Source organism: Streptomyces sp. NPDC045026 (genome assembly GCF_056432625.1).
Window position 1 is genome coordinate 1 of sequence record NZ_JBWKIS010000025.1, and the last position, 16,878, is coordinate 16,878.

Below are 16,878 nucleotides of genomic sequence, written 5' to 3' on the forward strand. Positions count from 1 at the left end.
CGCGGCGCCGAAGGCCGCTTCCTCGGTCTCGGCCAACAAGGCGACCGGCGGGAACGATGTCGACAGTTGGATCAACGACGCCCTCAAGATCATGAAGCAGAAGGGCATCCCCGGCTCTTACGAGGGCCTGCACCGCAACATCATGCGTGAGTCCTCCGGCAACCCGAACGCCGTGAACGGCTATGACGTGAACGCGGTCAACGGCACCCCGTCCAAGGGTCTGCTGCAGGTCATTCAGCCGACCTTCGACGCCTACCACGTTGCCGGCACCTCGAAGAGCCTGACGGACCCGGTCGCCAACATCACCGCGGCCGCCAACTACGCCGCCAACCGCTACGGCTCCATCGACAACGTCAACTCCGCGTACTGAGCCGTCGTAAGTACACGCCTCAACTGATCCACGGCACATCTCAACCCTCGAACGGAGGGCAGCGCCCATGCCGCACACCAGCGGAGACGAACGGCGCACGCCCTCAACCAGGCGGCTGCGCGTCATCACGTACACCGCGCTCGGAGCCGTCCTCGTCGGCGGCGGCGGTGTCGCCTACGCCTGGTCGCACCTGAACGGGAATCTCCAGGGCGCGGACATCAACGCTGCCCTGGGCAAGAATCGCCCGGACGCGGGCCACGACGGGTCGATGAACATCCTCCTCCTCGGCTCCGACTCACGCGCCGGTACACACGGCTAGTACGGCAAGAGCGTCACCGGCGCCCGCTCGGACACGGCGATGGTGCTGCACGTCGACAAGAGCCACAAAATGGCCTCCGTCGTCAGCCCCTGACTGCCGGCAAGTACACCCTCAAGGGTGAGCAGACTCTGGCGCTCGTGCGGACCCGGCACGGCGTCGGCGAAGGCAGCGACCTGGGCCGCATCCAGCTCCAGCAGACCTTCATCAAGGCACTGATCCACCGCGCCGAATCGATCGACGTGGTCGGCAACCCCGCCAAGGCGTACGAGCTCGCCGACACCGCGACCAAGACCGTGGGCGCCGACTCCGGTCTCGCGTCCGCGGACAAACTGCTCGGCCTGGCCAAGGACCTGAAGGGCATCAGCCCCGACCACATGAACATGGTCACGCTGCCGGTCAGCTACGACGCCGAAGACGCCGGCCGCGTCCTGCCACTGACCAAGGCGTCCCACCAGGCGGCCGGGGGCCGTCCGCTCGTCGAGTGTGTGGGGCCGTGACGGCTCGTCAAGGGTGTCTGTGGCGTCGCTCCGTGGTGTGCTGAGCAGTGTCGATGAGTTGCGCTGCTCGACGGCGGACCGCCTGGCAGACCTCGTCGGATGCGTCGAGGTGGAGCGGTGTCGGTAGACGGAACAGTGCGGCGGCGAGGCCGTCGGGGGTGGCCCCGCCGATGGTGACGTAGGTGGCGTCCGGACCGTCGGCCCGGCAGCTGCCCATGTTCGGCGGAACCAGCTGGCGGGCCTGCGCCAGCGGCAGGGCGATGCGTACGGTCGCGTAGTACGGGTAGTCGCTCACCAGCATCTTCGCCACCATGTCGGCGGCGTCCGGCCGGTCGTCGAGCTCGACGGTCACCCCCGTCGTATGAGCGGCGATGACTCGGTCCGCGCGGAACGTCCGCCATTGCTGTTTGGCGATGTCGAAAGCGACCAGGTACCAGCGGTTCGGGCTGCGCACCAACCGATGGGGATCGACTTGCCGGCGGGTCTCGGCGCCTTGGGTATCGCGGTAGGTGAGCGTGAGCCGTTCCCCGCGGTGGCAGGCGGCCGCGAGGTCGAACAGGAGGGGGACGGCGACTCGGCCGCGTTCGGCCTGCACGATGTCGACGGAGCTGCTGTCCACGGCGTCGAGTCGCTCGATGACCCGCGCCGGCAGCAGATGCCTGAGCTTGAGCAGCGCCGAGATGGCGGCGGGGTCGTCGCCTGGGGACTCGCGCAGCGCGGCGAAGACCGCGAGAGCTTCCTCGTCGTCGAGAGTCAGGGGCACCGTGTGTTTGCCGGGGCCCAGCCGGTAGCCGCCGTACGGGCCGCCTTCCGAGTCGATGCCGTATCCCGCTTCGCGCAGGCGGGCGATGTCGCGGCGCACGGTCCGTTCGGTGACGTCCAGCCGTTCGGCCAGCTCGGCGTTGGTCCACGAGGGCCGACTGGACAGCACCGCGAGCATGCGCAGCAGGCGGGCTGAGGTCGCAGTCACATTTCCGATCCTAGGCACGGGTCCAGGACCGATCCTGTCCTGGTCCGTCGCTACCTTCTAGATGTCTCCGGCACTTTAGAGAGGAAATGAGACATGATCGACCATGTTTTCCTGAACGTGAGCGACATGGACCGCTCCGTCGAGTTCTACAACCAGGCTCTGAAGCCGTTCGGCATGAGCAAGCTGATCGACTACGACGGCTCGACCGCCCCGGAGTGGGTCGGCGACCTCAAGGGGTTCGGCGCCGGTATGGCTTTTACGTTCTGGCTGCGCGAAGGCGCCACCACGGCAGGCACGCACGTCGGCTTCAGCGCATCCTCGAAGGAGGTGGTCGACGCGGCGTACGCGGCGGCCATCGCGGCCGGCGCGACCGACAACGGCGCACCCGGGGACCGCCCCTACTTCGCCCCCGGGTACTACGCGGCCAACGTCCTCGACCCCGATGGGTACAGCCTGGAGTTCACGCACCACGGGCAGCCCTGAACTGGGGATTCACGGAACTCCGGACAGAGACACGTTCAACGAGCGCGCCCACTTCGCCGGTGACCGGTGACCGGTGACCGGCGCCACCAGCTCACCTGTCGCTGAGCTGGACCGTCGCCTCCTTGGCAGGCGCGGCTGCCGCCTGTGACATCGCCGGGGACACGGTGAACAGTGCATGCACGGCGGCGCGCACCTGGTCGGCGACCACCTCGGGGGTGGAGCTGTCGAGCTTGCCGTCGAGGTGCAGGAACGCCAGGCCGTGGACGAGAGCCCACACCACGGTCGACAGCGCGCCCGCATCGTCCGCGCCGGGGAACGCGTCGCGGACGTTGCCCTGGACGTACTCGGTGATGACGGCGGTCGCGGCGACCCGCTCCTCACCGGCCGGATCGCAGGGCTCGGCGAACATCGCCCGGAACATGGCCGGGTGATCGAGCGCGTACTGCACGTGGACGACGGCGACTGCGGCAAGGTCGTCCGGTGTTGAGGGGGAGGGGTGGGCCGCGGCCAGGTTCTCGGCGTTGATCTGATTCAGCGGTGGGTCCAGCCCGGTGACGTTGGGGTCGCCCGGCTTGGAATGGTGTGATTCTCGAAGCCGGACAGCAAGGAAAGTCTGACTTGCGGGGCCACATCGGTCATCGGCAACGCCCCACAAACCAGGCACAGTTACTCGTCTCCTACGGCGCGGCCCAGCATGCCGTCCGGCCTCAGGGCCCGGGCGGCTCGCCGCACCTGGGCCGGGCAGCGGGTGCGTCATCCCTGCTGCTGGTTGCCTGGCTGCTGGTGGCCTGTGTGGCCTGTGGCGTTCCAGGGCCAGGTGGCGAGGTGGTGTGCATCAGCCGGGCGGCCGTCGAGAGTTGGCTGTCGGTGGCCCGGTGCAAGGTGAGGGTGCAACGGCAGGCGGGGTCGTCAATGCCGATCCATGCGCACGGTGCGCTGATGTCGGCACCGCGGGCCACGGCCGGGATGAGGCCGATGCCGATGCCGACGCTGACCAGGCCGGCGAGGGCGGCCGGCTCGCCGCCCTCACAGAAGGGCGCACCGGTTGGCCGAAACCCCTGGCCGCCCCGGGGCCTTGTTGCGGCTGGTCACCCAGCGGTGGAGCCCTCAGCAAGCTCAGGGTCGACAGCACCGCCGTAGCGGGCTCCGCAGGACTGCCTGGACCTGACCACTACGTGCCGGAACTGCCGATCGCGTATCGGGAAAAGACGAGTGGTCCCGCCCGACCACCGCGCGGGGGTTGCGGCGGACGGACGGGACCGGTTCGTGGGGACTTCGTGACCGGCACCTGAGGTGTGGTCACGGGGTCCGTTGGTTCACCCAGCGCCGGAGCCCCTCGGGCCTCGGCGCGGGTGGTGCGGTGGGGTCGGCGAGCACGGCCCGTTCGGGGCCGACCACGGCGGTGTACAGGGCCGCGAGCAGCCGACGCCCTTGCCTGAGAGCCGCGCGTCCGGGCATCAGAAGAACGTACGGACGAAGTCGATGACCGTCTCGCCACGCGTCACCGGGATCAGCTGCCACTTGTCGAAGGCCGTGCAAGGGAAGGCGAGGCCGAGGCGGACCCAGTCCCCGATCCGGACGTCGTTGCCGGGTGCGAGGCGGATGAAGGCGTGCTGGTCGTTGACGGCGCTGACGACGCAGTCGCGCAGCTCTTGCGACGAACCGTCGTCGCGGCGGACGGCCTGCGGCTCGGGCAGCCAGGCGTCGAAGGAGAGGTCGCGCTTGCCGGCCGTGACGAGGGCCAGGCCCGGCTCGGGCATCGAGGTCACCCTGCCCCAGGCGTGCAGCGCGGGGCGCAGCTTCCGCTCGGTGTCGCCGTCTCGGGAGAAGGGAGACATCCACCGGTAGAAGCCGTCGTCGTGGGCGATGTAGCAGCCGCTGCGCAGCACCGGCACGACGTTCATCCCTGGCTTCCAGGGCCGGGTGAGAGCGTCGGCCACCTGGTCGAAGAAGCAGCTGCCGCCCGCGGTGACCACGATGGTGTCGGTCTCGAACAGGCTCTCGTCATGGAGAAGGGTGGTGACCTCGCGCAGCCGGTCCAGGAAGCCGTCGATCACACAGAGGCTGTACGGCGAGGGGTCGTTGACCAGGACGCCCTCGTAGCCGCCGACGCCGACCAGGCGCAGTGCGGGGCTCGCGGCGACGGCACGCGCGGTGGCGAGGGCGTCCTCGACGGTACGGGCTCCGGCGCGGCCGCCCGTCCGGCCCAGCTCGACGATGACCTCGACGGGCCGGGACGGCGCGGGCCGCTGCGCCATGAGGACTTCGTGCATCCGGTCCACGACGGCGGGCGAGTCGGCGAAGCAGATGAACCGGAAGGACGGGTCGCGGTCCAGCTCCTCGGTGACCCAGCGCAGCGACGGGGCGTCCACCAGTTCGTTGGCGAACAGCACGGTGGAGACGCCGAAGTGGCGATACACGCGCAGCTGGGCGGTGTTGGCGGCGGTCAGGCCCCACGATCCGGCGTCGAGCTGGCGTTCCCAGAGCTGCGGGGCCATGGTCGTCTTGGCGTGCGGGGCGAGCTCGACGCCGCGTTCGGTGCACCACTTGGCCAGGACTTCCACGTTGTGGTCGAGGGCGTCGGCGTCGATGGTCATGAGCGGGCCGACGAAGCCGTCGTCGAAGACGTTGAGCCGGCGGGCCGCCACCTCGGCGACGGTGCTGCCCTCGGCCGACACGGGGAGTCCTTTGAAGCGCCAGTCGATCCGCTCGTCCGCGAGCGCCCGGACGGCGTCCTTGTCGATCTGTTCTGTGCGGGAAGGGTGGGGCATGGGATCTCCCTCGGTGACCTTCATCGGATCACTTCTCGTAGTGCTCGGGCGAACACCTCGGTGTCCTGGGGCGAGGTGTAGTGGTGCGGTGACACGCGCACACCGTGGTCGACGCCTTGTCCGGGCAGGTAGAGCGGTGTGTGGTTGCCCTGGGCCACCCAGACGCTGACGCCGCGGGCGGCGAGCTCGTCGCGGATCCGTGCCGCGGGCAGCTGCTCGCAGACGAAGGTGACGATCGAGGCGTGCCGGGTCCCGGGGTCGATCAGCCGGGTGCCGGGCAGGCCGGCGACGGCGTCCCGTACCGCGGCACGGGCGTCGTGTCCGGTGCCGGGCCCGTCCGTGCGGGCCAGGTGGTGGCGGAGCGCCTCGTCGAGTCCCCGGACGGCGGCCGCCGACCGCTCCGCGTACTCGAAGCGCCGTGCGCCGTCGGTGTGGATCTCGTAGCCGTCGGCCGACGTCATGTCGGCGACGTGGAGGTCGTGGAAGACGGGCGCGGCGGCGGTCCGCAGACGCGGTCCGACGGCTGCGAATCCGGTGCCCCGCGGCCCGCACAGGAACTTTCGGCCCGCGCCGGTGAGCAGGTCGCAGCCGATCCTCCGTACGGAGACCTCGAGTTGGCCGACCGACTGACAGGCGTCGACGAGATAGAGGCAGGGCCACGGGGCGAGGATGCGGCCGATCTCCTCCACCGGGTTCACGATTCCGCAGCCGGAGGGGACGTGCGGGACGGAGACGGCGGCCACGTCCTCGCGGATGTTGCGGCGCATCCAGCAGAGGTCGAGGTCCCCGGACGGGGTCAGGGGGATGACCTCGACGCGTAGACCGGTGCGTCGGCGCAGCTCGGTCCACAGGATGAGGCTGCCGGCGTACTCGTACGGGGTGATCCAGACGCGGTCGGCGTCGGTGAGGCGCAGGGCGCCGACGACGGAGCTCCAGGCGCGGGTGGCGCTGTCGAAGAGGGCCAGGTCGTCGACCGGTGCGTCGAGCACGGCGGCCAGCGCCTCGTACACGCCCTTCTCCAGAGTGTCCGAGTGGCGCAGCTCCGTCTCGTACGCACCCTCGGCGGCCTCCTCCGCCAGGTGGGCGCTCATGGTGTCCACCACCGCGGCGGGCATCAGGCCGGCGCCCGCGGTGTTGAGGTGCACGGGCATGCGCGGAACTCCTTCGTCGGTCGATGGGGTGAGGACTGTGGCGAGGCCTGAGCTGGTCATAGGAGCCGGGCGAGAGCTGCGGCCTCGGCGAAGGAGCCGCCGTTGTCGATCTGCGCGGGATCGCCCCCGAGGCGGCGCCAGCGGCGGTACTTCGACGCGTAGCTCAGCAGCGTCTCCTGGTTCTTCCGGCCCCGGGTGCGGGTGAGGACGCCTGCCCACAGACCGTCCCAGCGGGCGTAGCCGGGGTCCTGGAGCAGCACTTGGTGGGCACGCTTCATGTTCCAGAACGGCACCCCGGTGTTGAGGTGGTGCACCAGGTGGTAGTTGTCGTGGTGCCGGCCGAGCAGGAAGCGCTCGATGGCCCAGCCGTGCCGGTTGCGGGTCATCAGCTTCTGCCGGGACTCGCTCTCCGGCAGGGGGTAGTGCTCCGCCAGTTCCGACAGCCAGCCGATCGCGACGGCCGTGGTGAACAGGGGCACGAACCAGAACAGCACCAGGTGGAGCAGCCAGCCCTGCCAGGCGCACACCCCGGCGATTGCGGCCCACTGCACGAGGAGCAGGACGCGCTCGGTGCTCTGCCGGATCGGCATCGACACCGCGACGTTCTGGTTGAAGAGGATGCGGTCGCGCACGACGTAGGTGACGTACTGGAGGGTGCGCAGACCCAGCAGTGCCGAGGCGATGTTGCGGGCGAAGAACCGGGCGTCGGAGACCTGGTGGTCGTAGATGCCGATGTCCTTGTGGAACTGGTAGTCGGGGTCCTTCTCCGGGTCGCCGAGGAACCGGTGGTGGAAGCCGATGTGGGAGTTCCGGTACGGGTTGTACATGTGCAGCACCAGGTAACCCGAGAACACGGTGCCGAGGACGAGATTGAGCCGCCCGCTGCGTGCGAGGACCTTGTGCGAGGACTCGTGCAGCAGGTTCACGAAGGCCCGCTGAGTGGAGCCGATGAGCACGATGGCGAGCGGATAGAACCAGTAGGAGACGCCGACGCACGCGTAGATCGACGCGGCCACCAGCAGATAGTCGCCGAGCAGGGCGAGCAGGGCGTGGTGGTTGTCGACGGTGCACAGCGCTCTCAGCTGTTTCCGCACTCCGGGGTCGAGTCTGTTGAAGTCAAGACTCAGATCCTCGTTCTGTATGGACGTCGTCATTCTTCTTCTCCGGGACCAGGGGATGCAGGCAGAGCGTGAGGCGGAGCAAGGCCTGAGCGTACGAGTCAGGCACACTCTTGGCAAGATATTGCCAACGTTCTACATGGCTTTCACCTCGTCAACTGCCCATGTAGGGCGGGATGATGGCCAGGTCAGGACGTGCTTTGGTGGGTGATTGCATCGACTCGATTGGCAATTTTCCCTGAGACCATTGCCTATCAAGGCAAGGTTCTGGCAGGGTTATTGCCATGAAGCCCCGTGTACTGGTCCTGGGCGATCAGCAGACCCTGGTCGCCGCGGCCGTCGAGCTGGGAGCCGAGGTGTGGTGGGCGCAGCGCCCCGACCGTGTCCGGCCCGCCGAGGCCGCCGCTCCGGTCGTGACCCTGCTGACCGACTACACCGAGCCGGCGTTCGTCGACCTCATCGAGCATCTGCACGCGTTCCGGCCGTTCGACGCGGTCGTGAGCATTCAGGAGCACGCGCTGTTGTCGCTCGCCGCCCTCAACGATCGGCTGGGTCTGCGCGGGCCGCGCCACGAAACGGTCCGCCTAGTCACCGACAAGTGGGCCATGCGCACAGCGCTCGCCGAGCGCGGAGTGAGTCCGGTGGCGGCCGCCCTGGGGCGGACGGCGGACGATCTGCGCGCGTTCGGCGCCGAGCACGGCTTTCCCTTCATCGCCAAACCGGTCTCGGCGACCGGCAGCTTCGGGGTGGAACTGGGCGAGCCGGAGCGGCTGGACGAGATCGCCGAGCGGTTCGCCGACAGCGGGGCGAGTGCCTTCCTCCTGGAGGAGTACCTCGAAGGACCCGAGATCAGCGTCGAGTCGTTCACCTTCGCCGGCCGCCACGTCGTGCTCGCGCTCACCGACAAGTTGACCGGCGACGGCTTCGTGGAAGCCGGGCACACCATTCCCGCCGAGCAGGACGAGACCGTCGTCACCGCTGTGGTCGAGCTGGTCGAGGCGTTCCTGGACGCGGTCGGCCTGACCGACGGGCCGTCCCACGTCGAGGTGAAGCTGACCGCCGCCGGTCCGCGGATCGTCGAAGGGCACTGCCGCCGCGGCGGCGACCGCATCAACGAACTGGTGCGCCTCGCCTACGGGGTGGACATGGAAGCGCTGAGCGTGGCGTGGGCGCTGGGCCTGGCCGAACCTCTGGCCGGACCGCCGCCGGCGCTGCGCGCGTCGGCGATCAGGTTCGCCGAGGCCCCCTGCGGCGAACTGACGGCGGTGACCGGACAGGACGAGGTCCGCGCCGATCCGGCCGTGACGGAACTCAACGTCCTCCACGAGGTCGGCGCGCACATCGGGCCGGTGCGCTGGTCGGGCGACCGGGCCGCGTACGTGATCGCCACCGGGGCCACCCCCGCGGAGGCGGAGGCCAATGCCGCAAAGGGCGTGGCGGGTCTCGTCTTCACCGTGACGCCACGGTCGGCGGCGGAGCCCTTGCGCCGGGCGTCCGACGAGGGCATCAGCCGCGAGAACGACCTGTCCCGGCTCGTCGGCTACGAGCGGACGGACAGCTACGACGATGCCAATGACGACGGTGTCAGCGACGACGATGACAGCGACGACGATGACTGAGACGGTCGAACGGGCCGGTCCCGCACTCAGGTTGAGCGAGACGACGCTGCGGCGCACCCTCGGTGTCAACTACCTGCTCTGCCAGTTCGGCAAGTTCTCCCTGATGCCGGTCCTTGCCGTGATGCTGGCCCGGGGGAGCGGAGGCAGCACGTCGGCCGCCGGGTTCCACATGTTCGCGTTCCTGATGTGCGTGGGCCTGTCGTCGTTGGCGGTCAGCCGCTGGCTGCCGAGACTGCCGTACGCCGTGACGATGGCGGCGGGCATGGTCTGCTCGGGCGCCGGGTTCGGCGCCCTGGCCTTCACCACCCGCCCGGAGCTGGTGCTGCTCGCGCTGTGCCTGGCCGGATTCGGCAACAGCGTCCACGGCGTGCTCGTCCGGGTGCTGGTCGCCGAGAGCCTCACCGCCGAGCCGGCCCGCAACACCGTCTACGGCATCGTGCAGATCGCTACCAATGCCGCCGCCGCGCTCGGTCCGTTCATTGCCGGAGTGCTCTACGTCTCCAGTGACAACCGGTCGTTGCTCGCTTTCGTCGCCATCGCCTACCTGGCCGCGGCCGTGACGCTCCTCGTCGGCCTGCCGTTCGGGCTGCGACCACCGGGCACGACGCGGCGCACGGAAGGGGTCCGCGCCCGGCTGCGTATGCTGCGCGATCCCGAGTGTCTGCACGCGCTCGCGCTCACCGGGGTCGGGGCCTTCGCCTACGGGCAGTTCTACTCCGCGTTCGCGCTCTTCGTCGCCCTGGCGGTCGACCCCGCGATGCTCCGCGCGGTGCTGCTCGGCGGGCCTCCGATCCTCATCGTGCTGTTCCAGTCCTGGGTGACCGTGCTGACGAACCGGAGGCTGCGGGCCGGCACGGCGCCGCTCACCCTGCTGGCCCTCGCGGTGATCGCCTTCGGCGCCGGGATCGTGCTGCTGGGCGTCGGCCTGCCGGTCGTTGCCGGGGCGGCCGTGGCCGTGGCGGTGTTCGCGTTCGCCGAGATGCTGTTCGGCCCGATGGTCAGCATCGCGTTCAACCGCCTGACCAACGTTTCCCCCCTTACCTCCTCCAACTTCCAGGGCGTCTCGCTGACCACGGGCGAGGCCCTCGGATCGCTGTCCGGCGGAGCCGTCTTCCTGGCCTGCTACCACCACGGCGCGAGCGACTGGTACTGGCTCGCGCTCGGCGCGGCCACGCTGGCCGGCGCCGGCCTCTTTCTGGCACGAGCCCGAACCACCCCCGTACGACCCGACGAAGGGCATTGAGATGGAACACCTGAAGCGGATCGCGATCCTCGCCGAGGACGAGATCACCCCCAGCCCGGCCAAGACCCTGATGGGCATCCTGCGCTACCGGTCCGACCGGGTCATCTGCGTGGTCGACCGGCACAACGCCGGCCGGGACACCGGCGACGCGGTCGGGCAGGGCCTCGGCACCGGGATCCCGATCGTGGCGGACGTCGAGGCCGCGATGGCCTTCCAGCCGGACGCGGTCCTGCTGGGCGCCGAGCCCACCGGCGGCATCCTGACGCCGAGTTGGCGGGTCCTGGTCCTCGACGCGGTTGGCAAGGGCCTCGACGTGATCAACGGCCTGCACACCATGCTGGAGGAGGACGAGGAGATCCGGGCCGCTGCCGAGCGCACCGGCGCCAGGCTCTGGGACGTCCGCCGGGAGCCCAAGGAGCGCTACACCGTCGAGTTCCAGCCGGACGGCAAGCCGGTGTTCGAGATCGCGACGCACCGCCCCGGTTCGCGGACCGTGCTCACGGTCGGCACCGACTGCGGCATCGGCAAGATGACCACGATGCTCGAGATCGAGAAGGAGGCGATCCGCCGCGACCTCGGTCCGAAGTTCGTGGCCACCGGACAGATCGGCACCATGATCACCGGCCGGGGCGTCTCGATCGACGCGATCATGGTCGACTACGTCGCCAAGATCATCGAGGAGGAGACCCTCGCCGCTGTCGAGGAGAGCGACCTCGTCCTGGTCGAGGGGCAGGGCGCGCTGAACCACCCGCGGGGCTCCGGCGGGCCGCTGTTCCTGATGCACGGCAGCCGCGCCGACTCCCTGATCCTCTGCCACGACCTGAGCCGCCCGGCCATCAAGCTGCTGCCGGACTTCCCGCTGCCGTCCCTGGAGCGCTCGATCGAGATGCACGCGGAGGGCGCGAGCTGGGTGTGGCCGGAGGGCCGCTGCCCGATCGTCGGCATCTCGCTGATCACCCGCAACCTCTCGGACGAGCAGGCACGTGAGGAGATCGCCAAGATCGAGGCGGCCACCGGCCTGCCGGCCACCGACGTGGTCCGTTACCCCGACGGCGCCGCGAAGCTCCTGGACGCGATCCTCGCCGGCCCGACCGCCTGAGGCCCCTCTCTCCGACCTCCCGCCACCCCTCTACCTCCCCCAACCCCCACCGCTGGACCGCAAGACGACGCAGTCGACGACAAGGAGACGATGAAGTGACCGAGACCCTGACCCGCGAGCACACCGGCGTCGAGATCGCCCGCGTGACCGCCAACATCGGTGCCGAGATCCGCGGCGTGAACGCCGCGCAGGAGCTGTCGGAGGCGGTCGTCGCCGAGGTGCGCCAGGCCCTGCTGACCCACAAGGTCATCTTCCTGCGCGAACAGGACCTCTCCTACGACCAGCTCGTCGCGTTCGGCCGTCGCCTCGGCACGCTGACCCTCGGGCACCCGATCTACGGCGGTCCCGAGGGCTACCCGCACCTGCGGGAGATGGACTCCATGGGCGAGGGGACGCGCGCCAACTACTGGCACGCCGACTTCACCTACATGGAGAACCCCCCGGCGTTCGCCATCCTGCACAACGTGGTCTGCCCCCCGGTCGGCGGCGACACGCTGTGGGCCGACACCGCCCTGGCGTACCGCAACCTGCCGGAGGGGCTGCGCAAGCTCGCCGACGGCCTCCGCGTGATCCACAGCAACGACTCCGACTTCACGGACGCCACGTACGACGGCGACGTGAAGGACAGCTACCTGAAGAACGTGTTCACCGCCGAGCACCCCGCGGTGCGCGTGCACCCGGAGACCGGTGAGAAGGCGCTGATGCTCGGTGGGTTCGCCCGTCGCGTCGTCGGCTACAGCCCCCAGGCCGGCCGGGACGTCCTGCGCGCCCTCACCGAGTACGCCACCCTCCCGGAGCACACGGTGCGCTGGCGCTGGCGCAAGGGCGACCTCGTTATCTGGGACAACCAGGCGACCCTGCACTACGCCGTCAAGGACTACACCGAACACCGGCGCGGCGAGCGCGTCACCGTCGCCGGCCCGACGACCGTCGGCGCGGACGGCCTGCCGGGCTACGCCATCCGCGGCAACACCACGGAGTTCGGCGCCGGCGCCCAGACCATGTGATCCGGTCCCGCCTCCGAATCCCTTTCTTGAAGCCCGGCCTGGCGACGTCCCGTCACCAGGCCGGGCCGGCTCGGCGTTTCCCCGCCCGTTGTTGACACCTCTTGATCGATTCCAGGAGAAGACGTGACCATCCTGTCGGAGAACACCATCGGCCTCGATCGCGAGGTCCGCTTCGGCGACGTCCGCTACGACTTCCACGTACGCCACGGACAGAGCGCGTGGAGTGATCTGCGTGCCCGGTTCGCGGCGCTCGAGGCGGACCGGTTCGTGCTCGTGGCGGACGCCGGGCTGCCGGCCCACCTGGTCGCCGAGACCGAGATGCACCTGGCCGCGCTCGCGCCCACCCGGGTGCTGAAAGCCAAGGCCGACGAGGCGCAGAAGAGCCTCACGACCCTCGACCGGCTGGCCGAGGAGGCGCTCCGCGACGGCATCACCCGCCGCTCGGTCGTGGTCGCCCTCGGCGGCGGCACGGTCGGCAACATCGCGGGCCTGCTCGCCGCCCTCGTCTTTCGCGGCATCCGGCTCGTGCACATGCCCACCACCCTGCTCGGCATGTCCGACTCGGTGCTCTCCCTCAAGCAGGCGGTGAACTCCAGCTACGGCAAGAACCACCTGGGCACCTTCCACGCCCCCGTGTTCGTCTGGAACCACCTGGACTTCCTCGACTCGCTGCCGGCCGACGAGATCCGGTCCGCGCTCTGCGAGATGACCAAGAACGTGCTCGGCATCGTGCCGGAGCGCTACGACGAGGTCGCCGGACTACTGCGCCGCGACGCCCGCTACACGCCGGACGTGATGGGCCGCTTCATAGGCCTGTGCGTCGACGCCAAGACCCGGGTGATGCGCCACGACGCCAACGAGAAGGGCGAGGCCCTGATCCTGGAGTACGGGCACACCGTCGGACACGCCGCCGAACTGCTCACCGGCGGCCGGCTGCGCCACGGATACGCCATCGGCATCGGCATGCTGGTGGCCGCACGCGTCTCGCGTGAACTCGGACTGCTCGACCGCTCCGACGAGGCGGCTCACCTGAAGCTCCTCGAACTCAACGGCGCCCCGACCGTGCTGCCCCAGGAGCTGGACGCCGCGTCCGTGCTCGACATCGTCCGCCTCGACAACAAGCGGGGCTACGTCCCCGGCCGCAGCGGCGTCTGCGACCTGATTCTCCTGGAGGGTCTCGGCCGGCCACACCGGCCCGGCGGCAACCAGATCACCCAGGTCGACGAGCGCACCGTACAGATAGGCATCGAGTCGGTGCTCGGCGGCCGTCCGGCGCTGGTGGGTGCCTGATGGCCACCGTGGTCCGCGGCGAACGCCGCCCCTTCGGACCGATCGCCAACGACATCTCGGGACCGGCCGTCACCCATCGCCAGGTCGGCGGCGAGGGCGTCTGCCGGTGGAAGATGCTGATGAACGGCATGCACCTGGAAGGCGAGTGGAACTGCGTCGAGTACGTGGTCATCGAGCCGGGAGCCTCCGTCGGCGAGCACGTGCACCTGCGCACCGAGGAGATCTACTTCATCGTCAAGGGCCACGCCGTCGTCACGATGGACGGCGTGGAGATCGAGGCCCGGGCCGGCGATCTGATCACCACTCCGATCGGCTCCTCCCACTCCATTGCCAACCGGGGCGACGAGGACATGCACTTCTTCGTCACCGAGGTCTTCCCGGGCGAGGGCCCGGCGGCGCACCCCGCCCACCTGCACGTGCCCGCTCTGCTGGCACCCCGCGAGGGGTACCGGTCGGCGGAGGTCGACCTCACCCCGTACTTCACCGGGGACTGGCAGCGGTTCCGGCTGGTCGAGACATCGGACGGCGGACAGCTCGACGAGAAGGTGCCGGCCGACCGCAGCATCGTGCTGCACGTCCTGGAGGGCTCCGCCGTGATCTCCGTGGACGGCACGGAGTACCCGGGCGGTCCGGGCCTGTCCGTCGCGATCACCCCTGGGCTCGCCTTCACCGTGACGAGCGACCCTGGGACGGGACCGCTCCGGCTGATCAGCACGGAGGTGGCCGTCGTATGAAGCTCGGACTCGACGGCCGGACCGCGATCGTCACCGGTGCCGCGAGCGGCATCGGAGCCGAAACGGCGCGCACGATGGCCGGGGAGGGTGCCCGGCTCGGCCTGGTGGACCGCGACGCCGAGGCACTCGGCCTGCTCGCCAAGGAGCTGGGCGAACTCGGCGCCGACGTGACGGCGGTGACGGCGGACCTCGGCACCGCCGACGGCGTCACGGAGGCGTTCACCACCCTGCTCGCCGGCTTCGACGGGCACACGGACGTGCTGGTGAACAACGTCGGCCAGTGCCGCGCCCGCACGTTCGACGAACTCTCCGACCAGGACTGGCTGGACACCTTCGAGATCAACTTCCTCAGCGCGGTACGGGCCGTTCGGCTGGTCCTGCCCGGGATGCGGGAGCGCGGTCACGGCAGCATCGTCACCAACGCCTCCGACCTCGCCCGCCAGCCGGAGGCCGGACCCGCCGACTACCAGGTCTCCAAGGTCGCCCTGCTCAGCCTGACCAAGAGCCTGGCGCTGTCCGAAGGACCGGCCGTCCGCGTGAACGCCGTCGCCCCGGGCCCCGTGTGGACCCCGCTGTGGACCCGGCCGGGGGGCTTCGCCGACACTCTCGGGAACGTCCACGGCCGGGACGCCAAGCAGGCCGTCGAGTACGAGATGAGCAAGCGCCAGCTGCCCCTCGGGCGGATGGGCACCCCGGACGAGGTCGCCCGGGTCATCACGTTCCTCGCCTCGGAGGCGGCCTCGTTCGTCACTGGTGCGGTCTGGGGCGTGGACGGCGGCACCGTTCGAGGTCTGCTGTGACGGGCGCGGCCCTGGCCGTGCGCGGTGGGCGACCGGTGCGCGCCGGCCGGGCCTGGCCGCGCTGGCCGCAGCCCGCCCCGGGCGCGGACGCCGCCCTCCTTGAGGTGCTGCACTCGGGCCGGTGGTCCATCGCCAGCCCGTACGGCGGCGTTGCGACGTACGAGCAGCGCTTCGCCGGCGACTTCGCGGCGTACCTCGGCGTCGGCCACTGCGTCCCCACCGCCAGCGGAACGGCGGCACTGATGACGGCCCTTGAGGCGTGCGGCGTCGGGGCGGGCGACGAGGTGATCGTGCCCGCCCTGTCCTGGGCGGCCTCGGCCTCGACGGTGGTCGGGGTCAACGCCGTACCGGTGTTCGCGGACGTCGACCCGCGGACGCTGTGCCTGGATCCGGCCGCGGTCGAGGCGGCGATCACCCCGGCGACGAGGGCCGTCGTGGTGGTGCACCTGTACTCGGCCGTGGCCGACCTCACCGCGCTGCGCGCGGTGGCCGACCGGCACGGCCTCGCGCTGATCGAGGACAGCGCCCAGGCCCACGGGGCAACGTACAAGGGCCTCAAGGTCGGCACCCTCGGCGACGTCGGCACCTTCAGCATGCACCACACCAAGGTGCTCACCAGCGGCGAGGGCGGAGCGGCGGTCACCGACGACCCGGCCCTGGCCCGACGCATCGAGCACCTGCGGGCCGACGGCCGCTGCCGGGCGGCACGGCCGCCGCTTCCGGGAGCGCCCGAACTCGTGGAGACGGGCGAGCTGATGGGCAGCAACCGCTGCCTGTCGGAGTTCCAGTCCGCGCTGCTCATCGCGCAGTTGAAGACCCTCGACGCGCAGAACAGCACCCGCCGGGCCAACGCGGTCCTGCTCGACCGGCTCCTGGCCGAGCAGGACCTGTGCCCGCAGGACACATCCCCGGGCACGACCCGGCGCACCTACTTCGGGTACGCGGTCGAGCTGCCCGAAGAGGTGCGTGACGGCGCCGCTTCCGCGGCCGTCGCCCAGGCCCTGACCGCCGAACTGGGACTCCACGTGCGCCCTGTGTACCAGCCGCTCTTCACGAGTCGGCTGTACGCCCCGTCGTCCCGCCGCAGGTTCGACATCGGCCCCGGCCACCTGGAGCGGCTCGACCCCGGCCGGTGGTCGCTGCCCGTCAGCGAGCGTGCCGCCGGCTCCTTCCTCACGTTCCACCATGCCGCGCTGCTGGGCGAGGAAGAGGACATGCACGACATCGCCGAGGCCTTCCGGCGGGTCCTGGCCCGCCGCGCGGAGCTCACCGGCTGACCCGGCCGCCTCACGGACCGGACGTGGGGGGGGGCCCCCCGGCCCGGGGGGGGGGGGGGGCTCGCCTGCGGGGCCGGGGGCGCGGGGATAAGCTAGTCGTGGGGGGGGGTTAGGGGGGGGGGGCCCACGA

The 16,878-nt window shown here is 70.3% G+C and carries 17 protein-coding genes and 1 pseudogene; 12 read left to right on the plus strand and 6 right to left on the minus strand.

Features of this window, described 5'->3' with window-relative positions; translation table 11 throughout:
- From AC07EJ_RS35470 to AC07EJ_RS35480, 3 genes are all read left to right on the plus strand, one after another.
- On the plus strand, positions 1-370 hold a 370-nt coding region (locus AC07EJ_RS35470; protein ID WP_478885817.1), incomplete at its 5' end, for a transglycosylase SLT domain-containing protein.
- 67 nt (positions 371-437) lie between these two features.
- On the plus strand, positions 438-689 hold the full coding sequence (locus AC07EJ_RS35475) for a hypothetical protein (protein ID WP_389491386.1): 252 nt from the start codon (positions 438-440) through the stop codon (positions 687-689).
- Positions 690-826: 137 nt separating this feature from the next.
- Positions 827-1,186 carry an LCP family protein gene (locus tag AC07EJ_RS35480; RefSeq protein ID WP_478885818.1) on the plus strand — a complete coding sequence of 120 codons (360 nt, stop codon included), beginning with the start codon at positions 827-829 and terminating at the stop codon, positions 1,184-1,186.
- A gap of 7 nt (positions 1,187-1,193) precedes the next feature.
- Here AC07EJ_RS35480 and AC07EJ_RS35485 read toward each other — a convergent pair whose 3' ends face one another.
- Positions 1,194-2,156 carry a helix-turn-helix transcriptional regulator gene (locus AC07EJ_RS35485; protein WP_389491391.1) on the minus strand — a complete coding sequence of 321 codons (963 nt, stop codon included), beginning with the start codon at positions 2,154-2,156 and terminating at the stop codon, positions 1,194-1,196.
- A gap of 93 nt (positions 2,157-2,249) precedes the next feature.
- Here AC07EJ_RS35485 and AC07EJ_RS35490 point away from each other — a divergent pair, with 93 nt between their 5' ends.
- Positions 2,250-2,639, plus strand: coding sequence for a VOC family protein (locus AC07EJ_RS35490; RefSeq protein WP_389491394.1), 390 nt, complete (start codon positions 2,250-2,252; stop codon positions 2,637-2,639).
- A 91-nt stretch (positions 2,640-2,730) separates the two neighbouring features.
- On the opposite strand, the pseudogene AC07EJ_RS35495 reads toward AC07EJ_RS35490, so the two are convergent.
- The 5 genes and pseudogenes from AC07EJ_RS35495 to AC07EJ_RS35515 all read right to left on the minus strand — a co-directional run.
- Positions 2,731-3,159: pseudogene (locus AC07EJ_RS35495) on the minus strand (TetR-like C-terminal domain-containing protein); the annotation flags it as partial.
- Positions 3,160-3,938: 779 nt separating this feature from the next.
- Positions 3,939-4,097 (minus strand): hypothetical protein, encoded by a 159-nt coding sequence (locus AC07EJ_RS35500; RefSeq protein WP_389491396.1) that lies wholly within the window; start codon positions 4,095-4,097, stop codon positions 3,939-3,941.
- Positions 4,097-5,410, minus strand: coding sequence for an alanine racemase (locus tag AC07EJ_RS35505; RefSeq protein WP_389491398.1), 1,314 nt, complete (start codon positions 5,408-5,410; stop codon positions 4,097-4,099). Before AC07EJ_RS35505 ends, AC07EJ_RS35500 begins: the two co-directional genes overlap by 1 nt.
- A gap of 20 nt (positions 5,411-5,430) precedes the next feature.
- Positions 5,431-6,561, minus strand: coding sequence for an aminotransferase class V-fold PLP-dependent enzyme (locus AC07EJ_RS35510; protein ID WP_478885819.1), 1,131 nt, complete (start codon positions 6,559-6,561; stop codon positions 5,431-5,433).
- 56 nt (positions 6,562-6,617) lie between these two features.
- Positions 6,618-7,715: a fatty acid desaturase gene (locus tag AC07EJ_RS35515; protein WP_389491402.1), complete on the minus strand. Its 1,098-nt coding sequence runs from the start codon at positions 7,713-7,715 to the stop codon at positions 6,618-6,620.
- Positions 7,716-7,963: 248 nt separating this feature from the next.
- On the opposite strand from AC07EJ_RS35515, the gene AC07EJ_RS35520 reads away from it, so the two are divergent.
- The 8 genes from AC07EJ_RS35520 (at position 7,964) to AC07EJ_RS35555 (ending at position 16,748) form a co-directional block, all read left to right on the plus strand.
- Entirely contained in the window at positions 7,964-9,298 is a 1,335-nt protein-coding gene (locus AC07EJ_RS35520) for an ATP-grasp domain-containing protein (protein WP_478885820.1), read from the plus strand.
- Complete coding sequence (locus AC07EJ_RS35525) at positions 9,291-10,541, plus strand: MFS transporter (protein ID WP_478885821.1); 1,251 nt, start codon at positions 9,291-9,293, stop codon at positions 10,539-10,541. Before AC07EJ_RS35520 ends, AC07EJ_RS35525 begins: the two co-directional genes overlap by 8 nt.
- A gap of 1 nt (position 10,542) precedes the next feature.
- The gene (locus tag AC07EJ_RS35530) at positions 10,543-11,640 is read left to right on the plus strand and encodes an N-acetyltransferase DgcN family protein (RefSeq protein WP_389491409.1); all 1,098 of its coding nucleotides are present in this window, start codon (positions 10,543-10,545) and stop codon (positions 11,638-11,640) included.
- 95 nt (positions 11,641-11,735) lie between these two features.
- Entirely contained in the window at positions 11,736-12,647 is a 912-nt protein-coding gene (locus AC07EJ_RS35535) for a TauD/TfdA dioxygenase family protein (RefSeq protein WP_389491411.1), read from the plus strand.
- 123 nt (positions 12,648-12,770) lie between these two features.
- A complete protein-coding gene (locus tag AC07EJ_RS35540; protein WP_389491413.1) occupies positions 12,771-13,937 on the plus strand; it encodes a 2-deoxy-scyllo-inosose synthase in 1,167 nt (388 codons plus the stop codon).
- A complete protein-coding gene (locus AC07EJ_RS35545; protein ID WP_389491415.1) occupies positions 13,937-14,671 on the plus strand; it encodes a cupin domain-containing protein in 735 nt (244 codons plus the stop codon). Before AC07EJ_RS35540 ends, AC07EJ_RS35545 begins: the two co-directional genes overlap by 1 nt.
- A complete protein-coding gene (locus AC07EJ_RS35550; RefSeq protein WP_478885822.1) occupies positions 14,668-15,471 on the plus strand; it encodes an SDR family NAD(P)-dependent oxidoreductase in 804 nt (267 codons plus the stop codon). Before AC07EJ_RS35545 ends, AC07EJ_RS35550 begins: the two co-directional genes overlap by 4 nt.
- Positions 15,472-15,506: 35 nt before the next feature.
- Positions 15,507-16,748: a DegT/DnrJ/EryC1/StrS family aminotransferase gene (locus AC07EJ_RS35555; RefSeq protein ID WP_478885823.1), complete on the plus strand. Its 1,242-nt coding sequence runs from the start codon at positions 15,507-15,509 to the stop codon at positions 16,746-16,748.
- Positions 16,749-16,878: the final 130 nt, after the last annotated feature.